At 50.8% G+C, this 18,265-nt stretch carries 11 protein-coding genes and 3 pseudogenes; all 14 read right to left on the bottom strand.

Annotation, left to right across the window (positions count from 1 at the left end):
- Nucleotides 1-72 precede the first annotated feature (72 nt).
- The 14 genes and pseudogenes from DW083_RS05530 to DW083_RS05465 all read right to left on the bottom strand — a co-directional run bounded on the left by DW083_RS05530 (nt 73) and on the right by DW083_RS05465 (nt 18,205).
- Nucleotides 73-4,067, bottom strand: a pseudogene (locus DW083_RS05530) (SUMF1/EgtB/PvdO family nonheme iron enzyme).
- A gap of 30 nt (nt 4,068-4,097) precedes the next feature.
- Nucleotides 4,098-4,859, bottom strand: a complete 762-nt coding sequence (locus DW083_RS05525; RefSeq protein WP_115498831.1) for a hypothetical protein — start codon at nt 4,857-4,859, stop codon at nt 4,098-4,100.
- 122 nt (nt 4,860-4,981) lie between these two features.
- A complete protein-coding gene (locus DW083_RS05520) occupies nt 4,982-6,076 on the bottom strand; it encodes an endoribonuclease L-PSP (protein WP_122331703.1) in 1,095 nt (364 codons plus the stop codon).
- Nucleotides 6,073-7,848, bottom strand: a complete 1,776-nt coding sequence (locus tag DW083_RS05515; RefSeq protein ID WP_122331702.1) for a YncE family protein — start codon at nt 7,846-7,848, stop codon at nt 6,073-6,075. The genes DW083_RS05520 and DW083_RS05515 overlap by 4 nt, the downstream gene beginning before the upstream one ends.
- A 17-nt stretch (nt 7,849-7,865) precedes the next feature.
- Nucleotides 7,866-8,675, bottom strand: a complete 810-nt coding sequence (locus DW083_RS05510; RefSeq protein ID WP_115498834.1) for an IclR family transcriptional regulator — start codon at nt 8,673-8,675, stop codon at nt 7,866-7,868.
- Between the two features lie 242 nt (nt 8,676-8,917).
- Nucleotides 8,918-10,012: an ABC transporter permease gene (locus DW083_RS05505; protein ID WP_122331701.1), complete on the bottom strand. Its 1,095-nt coding sequence runs from the start codon at nt 10,010-10,012 to the stop codon at nt 8,918-8,920.
- A gap of 1 nt (nt 10,013) precedes the next feature.
- On the bottom strand, nt 10,014-11,102 hold the full coding sequence (locus DW083_RS05500; protein WP_122331739.1) for an ABC transporter permease: 1,089 nt from the start codon (nt 11,100-11,102) through the stop codon (nt 10,014-10,016).
- Nucleotides 11,103-11,106: 4 nt separating this feature from the next.
- Nucleotides 11,107-11,837, bottom strand: a pseudogene (locus DW083_RS05495) (ABC transporter ATP-binding protein); the annotation flags it as partial.
- A 260-nt stretch (nt 11,838-12,097) separates the two neighbouring features.
- The gene (locus tag DW083_RS05490; RefSeq protein WP_122331700.1) at nt 12,098-13,024 is read right to left on the bottom strand and encodes an ABC transporter ATP-binding protein; all 927 of its coding nucleotides are present in this window, start codon (nt 13,022-13,024) and stop codon (nt 12,098-12,100) included.
- A 26-nt stretch (nt 13,025-13,050) separates the two neighbouring features.
- Nucleotides 13,051-13,941, bottom strand: coding sequence for an HlyD family secretion protein (locus DW083_RS05485; protein ID WP_122331699.1), 891 nt, complete (start codon nt 13,939-13,941; stop codon nt 13,051-13,053).
- Between the two features lie 11 nt (nt 13,942-13,952).
- Entirely contained in the window at nt 13,953-15,203 is a 1,251-nt protein-coding gene (locus tag DW083_RS05480) for a TolC family protein (RefSeq protein WP_233551785.1), read from the bottom strand.
- A gap of 77 nt (nt 15,204-15,280) precedes the next feature.
- Nucleotides 15,281-15,925, bottom strand: a complete 645-nt coding sequence (locus tag DW083_RS05475) for a TetR/AcrR family transcriptional regulator (protein WP_122331698.1) — start codon at nt 15,923-15,925, stop codon at nt 15,281-15,283.
- Between the two features lie 123 nt (nt 15,926-16,048).
- Complete coding sequence (locus tag DW083_RS05470) at nt 16,049-17,050, bottom strand: glycoside hydrolase family 43 protein (protein ID WP_122331697.1); 1,002 nt, start codon at nt 17,048-17,050, stop codon at nt 16,049-16,051.
- A gap of 10 nt (nt 17,051-17,060) precedes the next feature.
- Nucleotides 17,061-18,205 (bottom strand): annotated as a pseudogene (locus tag DW083_RS05465) (L-serine ammonia-lyase).
- Nucleotides 18,206-18,265: the final 60 nt, after the last annotated feature.

Below are 18,265 nucleotides of genomic sequence, written 5' to 3'. Positions count from 1 at the left end.
AAATAATCCGTGGCAATCCGCCACATCTGTGTGCTCTATTAGTTGATAGATGTCATTTATACATCTTAATTATCAATCTTCAATGATCATACGGAAGCCGACATTAAACACACGCTGATACGGGTAATAAGCCTTACGGGTATAAGCTGCGGCATATTTCGGACGGTCGATATAGGAACGCCGCGTGCCACCTTGTATTCGGATGTCTCTTTCGTCTTTTCATTATACGGATACGATACATAATCCGAACGGGTCCATTCGGCTACGTTTCCATGCATACTGTACAGACCGAACGGGTTGGCTTCGTATGCCTTACCGCCTACCTGGACAAGATTACCGTCGTCTACACTTTCTTCTTTCGGGAGGAAGGTGTAGTATTTGTACCACGGATTGGTCTTTGACATCGGCTGCGGGTCAATGCCGGAAACGGCAAGCAACAGCGTTGTCTTGTCGGCCAGGTTGTCTTTCTTGCCGAAGTCGGTGTGCATATCGCCATACCAGAAGTCCTGGTCGCTACCGGCGCGGCAAGCCCACTCCCACTGCGCTTCTGTCGGAAGCGTAATGTTGAGACCGGTCTTTTCGCTCAGTTTCTTGCAATACTCCATGGCATCGTTGTAGCTGACACGGATAACAGGCTGTTCCGGTTTGTTGGCAGGATAACCCTGGTTCACATGGTCCTTCCACTGCTGGTCTACGAAACGGCTGTCGTGATCCGGGAAGACTACGTTGAACTGTTCGTTGGTTGTTTCCAATTCCGCCATCCAGAAACCTTTATCTATCTTCACCTTAGCTGTCGGATAAGTATCCGGTTCACCACGATAGCTACCCATTACAAATTCACCGGCAGGAACACGTACGAAGTTAATCTTAACACCCGGAGCGATTTCCACCGTTTTACGGGTTTCTGTTTCCTTCGCCAGCATTTCCTTGATACGGTCTGCACCGAAAGGCCAGCCTTTCACCTTCACCTGCTTTTCCTTGACAGGAGCAGCTTTTTCCGGCATTTCCGGAGTGATCGGGCCTTGCTTCTTCAGATAGTCGGCATAGTCGGCGATCTCTTTCTTCCAGTCCACACCGGCACCATTTGCATACTTGTCGGTCAAATCCTTACGGCGTTTGATCTGGTCGAATCCCTTGTAAGGAAGCATATCCAGGACGTTTGCATTGAAATAACCCTTGTCCGGAGCATTATAGTCAATCCAGTTATAAAGTGTCTTCCATTCCTTATCCGTCAGTTTCACGTTGTGATGACCTTTCTTCAACAGGCGGACCAGTTCACTGGTGTTCGGATGATATTCGTACGGCTGCAAGACAACCATATCACCTTCACCACCTTGGCGGTGCACATAAGGATGCAGGTTCAGATAAGACGTACCGTAACCCAACTCGTCTTTCACGCCGCCACGCAGATCGAATGCTTTGCCATTGCCATTGTGACAAGCGATACATGCACGGTCAAGGATCGGCTGAACTTCCAGGTCGAACGTAAAGGAACGCGTACCGCCTTCCGGCAAAGTCAATGCCGACGGAGCCTTCTGCGATGCGATCACACGCTTCGGAATAGGAATCTGATTCTGGTCTTCGTGGCAACCGATACAGGAAACCACTTCACCCGGCTGGCCTGTCACCCAGCTACGCATCCACTGGATAGCAACGCCATCCTTATCCAACGGCTGGATAGAAATAGGAGTATTGGCCGGAGCTTTGAAGATCACGGAACCGTCTTCTTCGACAGGAACCGTACCTAACATACGCTTAATATCCCAACCGGACTGAATACCATGCCAGTTATGATCGGAGCGAGTTTTCACATACGCATATTCGTAAGCATGCAGACGGAGAGATTTAACCGTACCGCGAGGAATGCCTCTCAAGCCTTCGCCTTCGTAGATATCCTGGATAAAGAAGGTTGCTTCCTTTTCATTCAGCTTCACACGGTCAGGAATAGACGGAGGAGTCTTGGTGTTGCGCACCAGGATCGGGCTGATATATCCTTCACCTTCGGCCTGCATCAAGCAAGTCACGTTGTCGTAAACGTCCACCAGATAAAGTCCCCACAGTGCATGCGGGTCCAACTTGGCTGCAACTAAGAAATATTTGTCGTTCAGCGGAGTCGGTTTGATGAACTGCGGCCATACGCCATTAACCAGCTGGTCTTTGATTTCTTCTTTGACCGGACGGTTACGGTGAGGAATTTCCTGTACCATACCGAGTGTGCTCTTACGCCCTTTTGTCGGATCGAAGATAATCATACGGCCTGAACGGGCTACACCGTGGTGGCCGGAGATGATGCCGACAAAGGCAGAACCATGACCGGGCAAAGGCTGCACGTCGAACGTACTGTTCGGGAACATCGCGCCGCTACCATAGAGAGCCTTGTTCTCCGTTCCGTCCGGGTTCATGTGCATGACGATACGGGAATAATAGTGAGTCAGATCGGTATATTCCCAACGGGTGTACATCACACGTCCGTTATTCATGATAACCGGATTCCAGTTGGCATCCTGGTCGAACGTCAGACGGCGCATGCTCTTATCCTTCGGATTATACAGCACCATATTACCTACTGCATCAGAACCGTTCACACAAGGAACACCTTGGTAACCAATATTGGAGATAGCAATCACACGGCCGTCGGGCAGGTAAGTTCCATCATAGAACTCCAAGTCCGGTTCGTCGTTTTCCACCAACGGCTTGAAGCCGGTTCCATCTAACTTCACTTCGTAGATGTTCCAACGCTTGTCGTCCTGTGTCTGTGTGAACATCACACGGTCACCGTCCCAGTGCAACTTCAGGTCAGCAATGGAAGAACCGTTCGTCGGCTTGTAAACCTGACGCATCTGTACGTCGCCACGCAGATTGGAGAGTTCGACAATTTCAGCATCGAAGCCTTCACGACCGGCCGATTCCTGGTTACTCCAGTTGTTAGCCTGCGTTCCTAATGAAGGAGTCATGATCTGATGCGCCTTGGCCCCTACTTTAAAGCGGGCGGCCACAATCTTATCGGCATCCAGCAACGGGTTGGCCAGCAAGATGGCACGTTTGCATTCCAATGCTTTTTTGGCATCGGCTATCACCTGCGCGTCATCGTTGTAAATACCTTTGAAGCCTTTCTTTTCGAGCTGTATCAATTCGTTCAGCATCGGTTCGTATTTGGCAGCGTCATAACCCTTTTGCTTTTTCATATCAGCAAAGGCCAGCTTGACAGCTTCCACATTCAACCATTCCAGGTCGTTCTGCAAGTTATAGACTTCCTGTACTTTTTCGACCAATGCAAGATACTGGTGTATCTGTGTATAGAGATCTTTCTCACCGGCAATCTGCTTCGCTACATTGGTGAAATAAGCACCGTCTTTCAACCGGGCGATTGCATTCTCCGCAGCCTGTTTCTCGACAGAAGCATCCGGAGTAATCAGCCAGGTATCCAAGCCGTCCAATACAGCGCCTAACATACCGATTTCCTTCGGATATTTGGCATTCAACTCTTCTGCCACGAAAGCCGGAACAGTGTTCAACGCCTGGAAAAAGACGCTTCCGCCGCTCGATGTATCATCGATACCGACTTCAGCTTCAAAACGGACATATTCACCATTGATCGGATAGACCAATGTGCCGTTTGCATGACAGAAGACACCGTGTTTGTATTCTTTTCCGGCAATGAAAATCTCATGATCGTAAGCATTTGTGTTCATCTTAGGCGCCGCCCAACCGGCAACACCATATTCATAAGGAACCTCGTCCAACCATACGGCTGTACCATCGGCTTTTATCAGACGGGCGTTTGCCCATACAGCCTGGTCGTAATCCGTACCGTCGGGACCTCCGGCAGTCACAAGCACCAGCTTATCCAGTCCTTTCAAGTCTACCACGAAAGGTTCGGCTTTCGCCTTATGTTTCATCCAGGTAGAGATGATCGGCATTCCGGATTTCTTCAGCTTTGCCTGCAATTCCGTCTTAGCTTTGACTGAAGCATCAATCCACGTTTCCGCCTTCTTCTGCTTGGGTCCTGCGGATACCAGGGCAGAAGAGGACAGAAAGAGTGATACTAATAAATAGTATTTGTTCATGTAATAAATTATAAGGTGGTATTACTTATATTATAACGAAGCTTTCGGATGAGTGAAGCGCAAGCCGTCGTTATCGTGATAGCATGCCCATTCATCAACAATAGCACCTTCAGGACCAGCCATCATAAAGTGGAATGTTTCCAGTTTTTTCAGGCGAAGAACATCACCGACATTCTGAACCACGAAGTTCTTGCTCTTGATAGCGCCGTGAGTGGCAGGAATAGCCGGAGCGTTAGGCGTTTCGTCTCCTATTTCAGAGAAGTTATACACCCATCCTTTTTCTACCATCCAAGACTCGTGTTTAGCCGGGAATTTAGTTTTCACATGAGCGTGCTCGGGGATCATCTGTCCCGGAAGCAGATAGATTGCATGAGCAAAGTAACCATAGTCTGCGTCGTTCACCCAGAAGATACCGCCCATACCTACGTTTTCAAAATCACCCAGACCGAAATCTGTTACCCACATGTCTTTAGCCATCAACTCGGTGTAAGGAACACCGTAGAAAGCAAACATGTCTTTCATTGCCTCTGTGGCAACATCCTGTTGGAACTTGCCGTCTTTGTAAAAGTCGGCGTTTGTGTACTTCTTTGAATACTTCATTTCTTTCTTATTTTTACAGTTAGCATTGTTTCCACATTCATTCTCACAATCACTTCCGCACTGTTCGGTGCATTGCCCTTTACCCGCTGCTGCGCAACAAGTAGCTTCGCCAGTAGATGTTTTGCCGGTACATGCTGCCATAGAAAGCAAGAGTGCTCCCATAGCCGTTAATTTCATCAGATTCTTTTTCATTTCTTTCTTTTGTTTATTTAGTTAGTAATATTCGTTCTTTCCTCCTTAGGTAACTTTAGTTTCATGCCGACGAAACTTTAGTTTCATGCCGACGAAACTTTAGTTTCATGCCTATGAAACTCCTATTCGATGGCGATCCCTTCTATCTCGATCAGTAACTCATCCCGGCAAACATCCGCCCACATATAGGAAATCGGTATATCCAACCGATAGCCTTCCAACAATTCGCGTGCTTCTTCGTAGAAAGATTTTTCTTTCAGGTAGACGCGCAACATCTTCAACTTAGCATTTCCGATCAACTGATCGATATTCTCCATTGTGATATGGAGCTGTCGTCCGAGGCCCACTCCCACCAAGCTTTCTTCTCCCCGGATAGCAGCCGTACCGGAAATATATACGATCCGCCTGCCATCGAAGGTCATACTTTTAGCGCGTTCAAACTTCGGAGTCGCCTTCTTCTGCTGGGCAGCTTCCAGGACCTGGTCCGAATAAGCGTGTGCAGCGACCTGCAACTTATTGTCGATCGGCGTGGCATAACATTCGGGACGGGCAAAAACAGCCGCATCCAGATCTACCAGGATTCCGCCCAGGTTTGCGCCGATACCGGTTGCAGCCGGATAGCCATTATTCCAGTCTGTCTTCCCGTAAAAATCGGCACGGGCGTTATTAAACATCTGGTAATGTTGGTCCGGACCGTCGAAACGCGTGATCTGCTCGATGTAGTTCCATTGGCGGATGATGCTGTTTATCGGGAAACCTTCCCGGCGCATCACTTCGCCTATCATATGAAATACTTCCGTCGACTGCTGCTGGATACCGAAATTGATCACATCCCCGTGGAAACCTCCGGCAAAGAGGAAACGTCCGTCCGCATTCTCCAATACGACATACGGGAAACCGCCGTAATGACGGAATGTGACATGATCGCCTTCGCCGGTCTTGTAGCTGTGAACTTCCAGAATCAATCCGGCATTCAGAGGCGGCTGGGAGACATAGCTCAGCACCGGCTCGTGGTTGCCGTAGTACTTGCGGATCTTCTCACGCAGAATGATACGGCGAGAGACATATTGCTCGTTGTCGGACGGCATGCCAAAGAAGGCCAAGCGGAGAATCTGTTCGTCCTGCGGCAGTTGCGCCAGCAAGGCGTCGACCATTTCACTGAAGGCAGCGACCCCGGTTGTATAAATATTATAATGTATTTTATCGCAGTAGTTCATAAAGAGTTTACGTATTCGGTTAGTGCTTCGATGTCTTTCTCTGATACTTTCTTCTCGATGCCGTGTTTATAGACGCTGAACACCTCTTTCATCGTGGCAGCCCGTCCGTTAAACAGATAAGGAGCCGTGCGCCATACCTCACGCAAAGTCGGGGTGTCCCATCCTTTCTCGAACTCTATGTCTTCACCGATACGGTGCATTTTCATGTCTGTGTAGTAAACGCCGCTGTGGCATTCTCCGCATTTCAGCTTCTCGAAGACCTTCTGGCCTTCTTTTGCCAGTTCGGACAGTTCGCCGTTGACCAGATAAGGGCTGGCGACGGGACGAAGCGCTTTCAGGTAAGCATCCACACAAAGGGCGTCTTCTTCGGTAATATCGAAGAACTGGATAAAGTTATATCCTGCACGGACAGCCACTTCCGCCGATGCGCGGATTCCTGAAATCATATTGGGAGGCGTCACATGGCTAAAAAGCAGGCTCTTGCAGTTCTTGGAGTTGCCGACACCGTCGTTCATCAAGTCCCAGTTCATGCCGTCCGTGCGGGCATCGCCCGGATGACAGCCGTTGCAACTTTGCCAGTTCTGGAAGCAGTGAGAGGCATCGTTGAAATAGCGTTCCCCTTTGTTTTCATCGCTTTCTTCGCGGCCAGGATTCAGCTCGGTCGCCTTTACCTCGTTGGTCTGGATATCCATGATGTTCAATACGTCGGCAAAATAGGTCGGGATGATCAGTTTGTCGCCGACTAAAAGCATATTGCGGGGACCGTTTCCTTGCAACTGAATACGTTCGCGCAAGCCATAGAGGAATGTCAGGTCATAATCCAGCACCGCCTTGTTCGGATAGTTCAGGAACTTGTCGAGCATGGCTTTATGGTCGATCACGCTGACTTCATGTGTACCGGAATGTGAGATAAAGACTGATTCGTCATTACAGGCGATGCTCCAAATACCGGCTGCGCCTCGTTCCGGTTCGTCAACCACAACGGCACCTAAGAACTCCTGCTTGTCCACGTCGATCACGCTGAAAGCGCTGGTGTTCATCCAACCCTGTTGCAACTGTGAAGTCGGAACCGTGAAGCGTCCCAGGTTGTGCGAGACATAAATATATTTGCCGTCGGGAGTGATGCAAATGCCCCGAAGTGCGTTACTGCCGTTGGCCAGCTGAATATCTTTCACCTTTGTGAAGCCATCCATCTCGATAACCGAGACGCAGGCGGCCACGTAATCGAGGTCAGCCCGCTGGGCCGGCAGGAAGTTAGTGACAAACATATATTTGCCATCCTTGCTGAACACGGCCGATTTCGGTTCGCGTAGCACTTTCACGGTGCGTACCACCTTGCGCGACGCCGGGTCGATCTCGGATACCGTATTCTGGAACTGGTTACATACATATATATGTTTCCTGTCCGGACCGAACATCGGATGGCAAGCTCCCGAACCGGTCGGAATGGAAGCCTCTATCCTGCCCGACTCCAACAACAGCACCTGCAAATGGCCTGTCGTTCCGAAAGTAGTCACATACGCTTTATCTCCATCCATCAGGATGCCGGTAGGCGCTTCATCCATCGGGAAAGAGCGCAGTAATGCCGTACCGTCAGGCGAAAAGACATCCACTCGCTTTACTCCTTTATCTGTCATCAACAACTCACCTTTCCCGTTCACGGCAATGTCCGTCGGAAAGAACGGTGGATTGCCTGCTGAAGCAATGGAGATGCAACAGCAGGCAAAACAAGCCACCAGTGAGTTTTTTAGCATGTATTTTCGTGTGTTCATGGTAAGATTATTATGTATTATATTTTTCTTGCTTTACTATATCCTAATTCAAGAGAGATAGCCTGCGCCACATTCTTTATGCAGTCTACGGATGTCCGTACCACCTCTTTCGACAAGCGGTCCTTCGGGCCTGAAATCCAGATGGCCCCGCAAGGATAACCCGTGAAATTAAAGATAGGAGCACCGATGCAAATCACACCGTTCAGTTCTTCCTCGTTGTCCATGGCATAGCCCAATTTCCGGACTTTCTCCAATTCCTCTAAATAAGCATCACGTGTAGTAATCGTCCGGGCGTTGTAGCGTGTAAATTCCATGTATGACAAATAACGGTCCCGGACAGTATTCGGCAAATAAGCCATTATAGCTTTTCCCGGAGCCGAACAATGCAAGTCGAAAGATTTTCCCGGAGACAGGATGAAGCGGAACGTATGATGTCCCTGCGCCTGCTCGATGAAAATGCCTTTCTTATCCCCTAACACGCCGAAGCATGCTGTCTCTTTCACCTGGTCGCGCAAATCACGCAGACGCGGTAAAACAGTTTCCAGCAGATTGTGTTCGTTTAGCGATCTGAATCCCAAAGTTAGTAATTTGCGGGACAACTTGTATCGTTTTGTATCCTCATTATATATCAAATAATCCAAGCGTACAAGCGTATTCAGAATACGATAAGCCGTAGTCTGGGAAATGTCGAGATCAGACTTGATTTCCTGAAGCGTGCCGCCTTGCGTGTGAAGCGACAGATACTCCAGTACGGCAATCCCTTTTTCGAGATTGGGCACCTTGTAGTTCTCTTCCGGTTTTTCCATATTTGGAATACTGCTTTTCATATTTGAAATATTGTTTCAGATTTGAATCAAATATAAAAGAGTGCGGAGAAATGAAGGCAGGATGTATGCAAAAATTAGTTAAGTATGTCGTAAAGCACATTATTCAATGAGATTGTGTTAAAACATCCCTGTCCCCGCGCTTGACGCGGGGCCGCAAAAGAACAGGCTTTATCGATCAGTTGTTTATACTGCCGGCTCTAATGCGATCCCGCGTCAAGCGCGGGAACGAGGAGCTTTTGACGTCAACTGTTTTTCCGGTAACTCAAGACAGCCAGGACATTAAAGAACAAGGCAAATAAACATATAATGATAAAGTGTCCCGACATATCGGCAAGACCGCTTCCTTTCAGATAAACCATCCGCATCACTTCCACTAAATAGCGGATCGGATTGAAACGCGTCAACACCTGCGCCCATTCGGGCATGCTGCTGATCGGCGTAAACAGACCACTCAGCAGGACAAAGATGATAAAGAAGAAGAAAACCGTAAACATCGCCTGCTGCTGGGTGGAAGAGATGGACGAGATAGCCAGCCCGAATCCGGTGAAGGCCATCAGATAGACCGCCGCAAACAGATAAACAATCCCGAGATTACCGACCGGAACCAGCCCATAGACCAGCCAGGCAACAAGCGCCCCGATCGTAAGCAGAAACAACCCGATCACCCAAAACGGTATCAGTTTGGACAGCAGGAACAAGGCCTTCGGAACAGGCGTCACATTGATCTGCTCGATCGTCCCCTTCTCCTTCTCGCTCACGATATTCAGGGCGGAAAGGAAACCGCCGATGATCGTCAGCAAGAATGCCATGATCCCCGGGACCATATAAATCTTATAATTCAGATGCGGATTAAACAGGTTTGTCACACGGATGCCTCCCATCTGCCCGGCGGCGGGAGAAAGGCCTTTCTCCTGATTGAAGTCCATCAAGATGGACGAGAGGTATGAGCTGCCCATTCCCCCTTTCGTCCCGTTCACGGCATTGGCGGCAATCAGCACCTCCGCTCCCCCTTCGCGCCCTAAGCGTTCCTCGAAGCGGGAAGGGATTTCCAGAATGATATCCGCCTTGTTGCTCTCGATGGAGGTGAGCGCTTCGTCATACTTTGCCGAGACGTCGACCAGGTTGAAGTAACCGGAAGAGAGCACCTTCTCCCTTAATTGTTGGGACAGGACGGAATGGTCGTTATCCACGATGCTCAGGTTGATATTGCGCATCTCGAAATTTGCGGCAAAAGGAAGGATCACCAGTTGCAGGATGGGCAACAGGAAAATGATACGGGGCAGGAAACTATCCCGCTTGATCTGCTTAAATTCCTTTTCCAATAGATACTTCAACATATTACAATCGTATTTTAAAACGTTTCACACTCAATGCTACCAGGAACACCGCCATACCGGCCAGGATACTGATCTCAGGCAGGATCGCCCTCGCGCCCAATCCTTTTATCATGATATCTTTTACTGCGGAAATATACCACCGGGCCGGAACGATATTGGAAAGCACTTGCAGGATCTTCGGCATATTCTCGATCGGGAACATCATCCCGCTGAGCAGCATCACCGGAAGCATCAATACAACGGCACTGACCAGCATCGCCGCCTGCTGCGTATCGGCCACCGTCGAAATCAGCAACCCTAAGCAGAGCGACACTAACGCATAGAGGATAGACACCGACACTAACAGCGTCAGGCTGCCGGCAATCGGCACACCTAACAGGAAGTAGGACAGCGACAGGATCGTCGCAATATTGACCAGGCTCAGCAACAGATACGGCGTCGCCTTTGCCAGGATGATATAGACCGGCTTCATGGGCGACACCAGCAGGACTTCCATCGTCCCGATCTCTTTCTCCTTCACAATCCCGACGGAGGTCATCATGGCGCAGATCAGGATCAGGATCAATCCCATCACACCGGGCACAAAGTTATAGGCGCCTTTCATCAAAGGATTGTAGAGCAACGAGACGACTGGCGTAATCGCGTTGCTAATTGACAATTGAGAATTGACAATTGTCAATTGCTGAAGGATTGCGGTTGCATAGGCGGCAAGCTGCGTTGCTTCGTTCGGGTCGGTGGCGTCGGCCAGGAGCTGGACGGAGGCGTCGGGCGAGGAGGCGTATTGGGCGGGGAAGATGATGAGCAGCCGCACTTTGCCCTGCCGGAAAAGCGCCTGCCCTTCCGCCTGGCTTTCGACCATCGTGTAGAGTTCGAAGTACTCGCTGGCGGAGAGATGATCGATCATTTTCTGTGTCACTTCGTCCCGGCTCTGGTCCAGGATGGCGATCGGGGCACGCTTAATCTCGGTCGTGATCGCATATCCGAAGAGGATGATCAGGATGATCGGCATTACTAACAGGATCATCATCGTCCGCTTATCCCGGAAGATATGATAGAATTCTTTTCTGATGAAAGAGATAAATTGCTTCATACGTTTACTCTCCTCTTTTTGCATTTCGAGCCAGGGCCCGGAAGACATCGTTCATATTATCGGCCTTGAAAGTTTTCTTCAGTGCGGCGGGGCTGTCGAGGCTTCGATCTTGCCGTCAACCATGATGGAGACACGGTTGCAGTATTCCGCCTCATCCATATAGTGAGTGGTGACAAAAACGGTGATGCCTCGTTGTGCCGCCTGGTAGATCAGCTCCCAGAACTGGCGGCGGGTGACGGGATCCACACCTCCGGTCGGCTCGTCCAGAAAGACGATGCGGGGCTCGTGGATGACGGCGACCGAGAAGGACAGCTTCTGTTTCCAACCGAGCGGCAGGGCGTCGACCAGCGTGTTGCGTTCGTGCTCCAGGTCGAGCACCCGGAGCAGTTCGTCGGTCTTCTCCTTCAACCGCTTTTCGGGCAGGCCGTAGATGCCTCCGTAGAGGCGGATATTCTCCCAGACTTTCAGGTCGCCGTAGAGGGAGAACTTCTGGCTCATGTAGCCGATATGCCGCTTGATCAGTTCCGTCTCCTTATAAATATCGAAACCGGCGACTTTCCCGCTGCCCGACGTGGGCGTCGAAAGGCCGCAGAGCATACGCATGGCGGTCGTCTTCCCCGCTCCGTTCGCCCCGAGGAAACCGAAGATTTCCCCCTCGCCTACCGAGAAACTGATATGATCGACGGCGGTAAAGGTGCCGAAACGCTTCGTTAGTTGTTCTGTTTCTATTACATTCATGATAATAATTACAAATTTTGAATTTGACCGTCCCAAACCGGGACGAGCATTTTTAATCTTCAAAACGACCGTCCCAAGCTGGGACAGGCACTTTCATCCTTCGGAACGACCGTCCCAAACTGGGACGGGCACTTTCAACCCTCGGAACGGTCGGCCCAAGTTGGGACGGGCACTTTCATCCTTCGGAACGGTCGTCCCAAGCTGGGACGATCACTTTCTACCTTCAGAACGGTCGGCGCGGCTTGCGCCGGCCACTTTCAACCATCCAACGCCATGAAACAGTCCTCGATACCGGGTTTTATCGGCTCGATCCGGATATCCGTATGCCCTTTTGCCTCTAAAAAGCGATGCAACTCCCGGATAAAGGCCGCCTCTCCCGCTCTCGCCACCACCTCTTTACCGACGGCGAAATGCTGGGCATCACCGAAGGAGAAACAGGAATCCGCATCCGGATAGCTCCGCAGGTCGAGCAGCAAAGGATACATCGAAGCAGAATGGACGGCAAACAGCCGCTTGTCGAACGTCGCACGGATACCGTCCGGCGTATCGACCGACAGGCAACGTCCGCTGCGCATCAGGGCGATGCGGTCGCAACGCGAAGCCTCGTCCATATAGGGCGTCGAGACCATAATCGTGATCCCCTGACGGCGAAGGCGGTCCAGCATATCCCAAAACTCCACGCGGGAAACCGGGTCGACACCCGTCGTCGGCTCGTCCAGGAAAAGGACATCGGGACGATGGATCAGCGCGCAGCTCAGGGCCAGCTTCTGCTTCATGCCGCCGGAGAGTTTTCCGGCCCGCCGCTTCTTGAAAGGCTCGATCTGGACGTAGATATCGCGTATCAGATCGTAATTTTCCTTGATCGTCGTATTGAATACGGTTGCAAAGAAATCGAGGTTTTCCTCCACCGTCAAGTCCTGATAGAGAGAGAAACGCCCCGGCATATAACCGACCCGCCAGCGGATTTCCTTATAATCGCGCACGACATCCAGCCCGCAAACCGAAGCCGTCCCACTATCGGCCAGCAGCAGCGTGGTCAGAATCCGGAAAAGCGTCGTCTTGCCTGCCCCGTCGGGACCGATCAGCCCGAACAGCTCCCCTTCCCCGATGTGCAACGAGATATCCTGCAACGCCTGCACCTCGCCATAAGCCTTATTGACCCGCTCAATCACAACCTCCCTCATCGCTCGCATTTTTTAATTTTTAATTCTTAATTAAACCTCGCTTCCCCATACTGCCCAATCTTCAGATAGCCGTCGTTCTTGACCGCGATCTTGATGGCATAAACCAGGTTAGCCCGCTCGTCTTTGGTCTGGATTCCTTTCGGGGTAAATTCGGATTTTTCGGATATCCAGGTGATGGTCCCCGGATATTCGCGCTGCTCCTCTTCACCGAAATCGGCAAAGACACGGACAGCCTGCCCTAACTTCAACTGCGTGAGCTGATCGGCGGTCGGATAGGCACGCAGGTAAAGGATATCGGTGTCGGCCATCTTATAGAGAGGCTTGCCGGCGGCGGTGACTTCGCCCGGTTCGGCGTATTTCACCAGCACAGTACCGGATTGCGGGCTGACGATACGGCTTTTCTGCAACTGGTCGTCGAGTTGCATGATCTGATAAACGATACTTTCGGCTTCAGCATCGGCTCCGCCTGTTGTCTTGTTCAAGGTGGAGTATTGAGCATCGAGTTGTTTCTGCAAGACTTTGATGTTGTTGACGATGTCGTCCACCTGCTTCTGGTTGCCGGCTTTTGCCTTCACTAAGTTTTCCATACGCTGCTGCTCGCTGCGGGCAACGGCGATCTGCTGCTCGAGGGAGGCGATCTGTTTGCGGATATCCGGCTTGCGGATGTCGACGCTGCGGAGGCCCGCTTCGAGTTGCTTCTTCCGGAGATAGAGTTGCGTACTGTCGACATAGCCTAAGACGGCGCCGGCTTCCAGGCGGTCGCCCTCCTGCAGGTTCAGTTCCATGATCTTCCCGTTGGCTTCCGAAGAGACAATCACTTCGGTCGATTCGAATGCTCCGGTAGCATCGAAGGTGTTGCCGTTACCGCCACAGGCGGAAAGACAACCCAAAACAATAGATAAAATAACGTATTTCATATTGATTTATATTATTCATTCGTCGTGTACATATAATTATAGATAGCCTGCAACTGCTGGACGCGATGTGCGGCGGCGGCTTGGCGGGCGAGGTCTTCAGAGTTGATCTCGCGGATCAGGTCGGTGACGGAGATCACGCCGTTTGCCAGTTTGACTTCGGCAGCCTTTTTGATACTGGTGCGGAGGCGGATGATTTCGTCGTCGGCTTTCATCAGGTCGGTCATTTTCCGGATCTCGCTATTCTGCTGCGTCAGCTGGAGGCGGGTGTTAAAGAGGAATGTCTCCCGTTGCACTTCGACCGCCTGCCGGCTGGTTTCTATTTTCCGGCGGTCGTTCTTCAGTGTGTACAGCTTTCCCATATTCCAGCTCAGACGGACACCGGCCACATAAAACGCACTGAAGCCATCTTCCAGCATATTCAAACCGGGACGTCCGTAACCGCCTTGCACGAAAGCGCCGATACGCGGCATCAGGCCGGCAGTCAGCTGCTTGTTCTGCAATTCGAGGAAGTTGCTCCTCGCATCCAGCGCCTGCAATTCGGGACGGTTGATGACGGGAGACAGCGCCGTACTACCCGGCAACGAAGGTTCCTCCAACACCATTTCCTTCCCTTCCGGCCGGCCGATCAGCGCAGTTAGCATACTTCCGTAAGCCGAACGTGCCGCCTTCAATTCGATCTCTTTCTGACGGGCATTCAGCAGTTCCACCTCCATACTCTCGCGGTCGGACAGGTTGGCAACGCCGTTGTCCATCATGGCGGAGATGCGGTCGATATTGATCTGCAACTCTTTTTGGAGCAGACCGTTCTGGCGGATCAGTTCATCTTGCAGGAGGCAGCCGAAATAAAGCTGGTTAACCCGGTCGTTCAGGGTGTAGAGATCGCTCTTCAACTGTTCGCGGTCGGCAACGGCCTGCGCCTCCGTCAGCTTACGGGTGGAACGGATTGCACCGCCATCCCAGATCGTCTGGTTCACTTCGGCAAGAACCTGGTATTGGTCTTTGCTCATCGTCGGGATCTCGAAGCCGGGGATCAAGGCCGACAGTTTATCGGCATCGAACGGCAGTTTCGTCACATCGCTTTGATACGAGGCTTTCGCATTGACCGAGAGTTGCGGCAGCCAGCCTTTTGCGGCGTTGGACAGGTTGTATTGCTCTGTCTGCTCGATCAGTTTATACTGCCGGATCTGCGGATAATTCGCATGTGCCCATTCATAGCACTGACTCAGCGTAACCGTTTCCTGCGCCTTTGCCTCCCCGGGCATAAACGGCAGGCAAAGAAGCAGCAAAGCCGCCTGTTTCCAGTTATTCGGAATGATTCGTTTCATATTCATCTCTCCTTTCATTCGTTAGTTGTCCGGGGCTGGTCCGGGGTGAACAACCGGATCATCGCATCCACAATAAACGCTTTCCGTTCCCGCAGGAAGGCCTCAAACTTCCGGGGATCACCGTTCATAAAAACATCTGTCAACGGATTCCGTATCAATATCGGAAATATGATCAGACTCAACAGTGTTGAAGCCGTATAGATAAGCGGCACCTTTTTCAGCAGCCCTCTTTCCATCTCGTCCGTCATCTGTTCCTGCAACTGCAACAGCGGCTTGACACGTTCCGGATCTTTCATAATTGTCCGGTACAAATGCTCCGGATCGCGGTTGAACTCACTCACCACGAAGATCGGGAATAACGGGTTGGCCTGAATCATCGCCATATACTGATCGATGATCTTCGGCATCTTTTCCAAACAGGAAGTCGGTTCGTCCATGATCTTTTCGATATTCGGCAGCAAGGCATTCATCAACTGCCCGAAGATAGCATCGAAAAGCATTTCCTTCGTCCGGAAGTAATAGTGCAGAGCCGTACGGCTGATTCCGACTTCAAGGGCTACATCCCCCATTTTGGTCGCTTCATACCCTTTTCTTACAAACACCTGTTTAGCCACATCTATGATCCGGCTTTCCATGTCCTGAAGTTCTTCTGTATTCATCACTATAATGTTATTAAATATTTTGTCTACCATGTCTGACACATGTGTCAAAAGTAGCACAAAAAAACAGGAGCGCAATAGCTACGCCCCTGTTTTTAATATCTTTTAGAGATTATCGAATGTTTACTTCTTTATTGTACGGGCAGGAACTCCCTCAAAAGTCATTTTAACAGGATTTATGAATCCGTTCTCATCAAACGTCATCCGATCGATACAGGTTACACGGTGGTCACGAGCCGTATCGTTAAGCGGACGGCGGTGATAAACGATGTAATAGTCTTCCGAACCCGGCACATGCATAACGGAATGGTGTCCCGCACTGGTCGCAACCTCCGGATCTTGCTGGAGAATCTTGGCTATGCGTTTGAACGGGCCAAAAGGAGAATCGGCAATCGCATAGGCTACAGAATAGTCAGGTCCGCCCCAACCGCCTTCGCTCCACATGAAATAATATTTGCCGTTCTTTTTGAACATAAACGGACCTTCGACATAGTTTTCAGGCGTCACTTCCCTGTAAATAGTTCCGTCTTCAAACGGCACGAGTCCGGTAAAGTCGTCATTCAGCCGGACAATGTTACAATGTCCCCAACCGCCGTAATACATATAGTAGCTGCCATCGTCATCGTGGAAAACGAACTGGTCGATCGGCTGTGCCCCGTTCACAATCTCATTGATAAGCGGCTTACCCAGCAAATCCTTGTACGGCCCGTCCGGACGGTCGCTAACGGCAACCCCGATTCCGCCGATTTCGCCTTCATGCACATCGTTAGCGCCGAAGAAGAAATAATATTTGCCATCCTTACGGATAATGGACGGAGCCCACATCGCCTTCTTCGCCCACTTCACGGCAGACGAATCGAGCACGGAAGAATGTTTCGTCCAGTTCACCAGGTCTTTGGAAGAAAAACAGTCAAAAAAAGTTTGATTCTCATACACATCGCTCCAGGTCGGGAATATCCAATAGGTATCGTCGTAAATGATTCCTTCGGGATCGGCATACCAACCTTCAAACACCGGATTACCACTGGTCAACACATCATCTGCGACAGCCTGCTTTTGCTTCGGCTGTCCGCAAGCCACTAAAGCGGCTGTACATAAAAACACAAACAAACTATTTTTCTTCATATCTCATATATTAATGTTCCATATTCTTAGCCAGACCACCCTCGGATGTCTCCTTATAAAGGCTCGGCAGGTCATTGCCGGTCTGGCGCATCACCTCTACTACCTGGTCGAAACTTACCCGGTGCTTGCCATCGGAGAAGTTTGAGAAAGTATTGGCATCCAACGCACGGGCAGCCGCAAAGGCATTCCGTTCAATACAGGGAATCTGTACCAGACCGCAAACCGGGTCACAGGTCAGCCCCAAGTGGTGTTCCAGTCCCATCTCGGCAGCATACTCGATCTGCGCGGGTGTCCCTCCGAACAACTGGCTGGCAGCGGCTGCCGCCATTGCGCAGGCAACTCCCACTTCTCCCTGGCATCCCACTTCAGCACCGGAAACAGATGCATTCGTACGGACGACGTTTCCAAACAATCCGGCCGTCGCCAACGCACGCAAGATACGGGAATCGCGAAAATCACGTGACTCCTTCAAGTGGAACAAGACAGCCGGCATGACTCCGCATGAACCACAAGTCGCGCCGTCACAATCTGTCCCCCGCAAGCATTCTCTTCGGAAACAGCCAGGGCATAAGCATAAACCATTCCCCGGCTTTTGATACTGCTGCCATAGCCTTTGGCACGAATCATATAGTCGGATGCTTTACGGCGGATTCCCAAGCCACCGGGCAAGATACCCTCGGCTTCAAGCCCGTTATGGACAGCCTGTTGCATCACTTCCCACACTTCAGCCAGATAATCCCAGATCTCCGGCCCTTCACACTCTTCGACATATTCCCAATAAGAATGACCTGTCTTTTCGCACCAAGCTTGTATATCCCGGATCGTATGCATTTCGTAAACCTGTCCTTGCGTCAGCTCGTTATAGGTTTCGTTTGCCAGCGTTCCGCCTCCGATACTGTATATAGTCCAGCTATCCAGTTCTTCGTCCTTTTCATTGAATGATTCGAACAGTATGCCGTTCGGATGAAAAGGCAGGAAGACCTTCGGTTCCCAGGTTATATTTGTCTTAGCCACCGGAGTCAGCACCTCGAGGATTGCAGCATCTGTCATATGCCCTTTGCCTGTAGCCGCCAAGCTGCCATAGAGCGTGACGTTAAACCGTACTGCACCGCGATTGCGTTCCAGAAACATCCGGGCCGCACGCATCGGTCCCATCGTATGGCTACTGGACGGTCCATGACCGATCCGGTATATTTGCTTAATAGATCCATCTGT

The organism is Parabacteroides sp. AF48-14, from assembly GCF_003477465.1.
Classification (GTDB): domain Bacteria; phylum Bacteroidota; class Bacteroidia; order Bacteroidales; family Tannerellaceae; genus Parabacteroides; species Parabacteroides acidifaciens.
The sequence above is the reverse complement of the archived record's forward strand: the minus strand, read 5'-3'. Positions and strand labels throughout refer to the sequence as shown.

Excerpts from the sequence above, each read along its gene's own strand:
- DW083_RS05500 (WP_122331739.1), bottom strand. The coding sequence starts at position 11,102 with ATGAAGCAATTTATCTCTTTCATCAGAAAAGAATTCTATCATATCTTC.
- DW083_RS05490 (WP_122331700.1), bottom strand. The coding sequence starts at position 13,024 with ATGAGGGAGGTTGTGATTGAGCGGGTCAATAAGGCTTATGGCGAGGTG.
- DW083_RS05520 (WP_122331703.1), bottom strand. The coding sequence starts at position 6,076 with ATGAACTACTGCGATAAAATACATTATAATATTTATACAACCGGGGTC.
- DW083_RS05505 (WP_122331701.1), bottom strand. The coding sequence starts at position 10,012 with ATGTTGAAGTATCTATTGGAAAAGGAATTTAAGCAGATCAAGCGGGAT.
- DW083_RS05510 (WP_115498834.1), bottom strand. The coding sequence starts at position 8,675 with ATGAAAAGCAGTATTCCAAATATGGAAAAACCGGAAGAGAACTACAAG.
- DW083_RS05470 (WP_122331697.1), bottom strand. The coding sequence starts at position 17,050 with ATGAAGAAAAATAGTTTGTTTGTGTTTTTATGTACAGCCGCTTTAGTG.
- DW083_RS05525 (WP_115498831.1), bottom strand. The coding sequence starts at position 4,859 with ATGAAAAAGAATCTGATGAAATTAACGGCTATGGGAGCACTCTTGCTT.
- DW083_RS05485 (WP_122331699.1), bottom strand. The coding sequence starts at position 13,941 with ATGAAATACGTTATTTTATCTATTGTTTTGGGTTGTCTTTCCGCCTGT.
- DW083_RS05480 (WP_233551785.1), bottom strand. The coding sequence starts at position 15,203 with ATGCCCGGGGAGGCAAAGGCGCAGGAAACGGTTACGCTGAGTCAGTGC.
- DW083_RS05515 (WP_122331702.1), bottom strand. The coding sequence starts at position 7,848 with ATGAACACACGAAAATACATGCTAAAAAACTCACTGGTGGCTTGTTTT.
- DW083_RS05475 (WP_122331698.1), bottom strand. The coding sequence starts at position 15,925 with ATGAATACAGAAGAACTTCAGGACATGGAAAGCCGGATCATAGATGTG.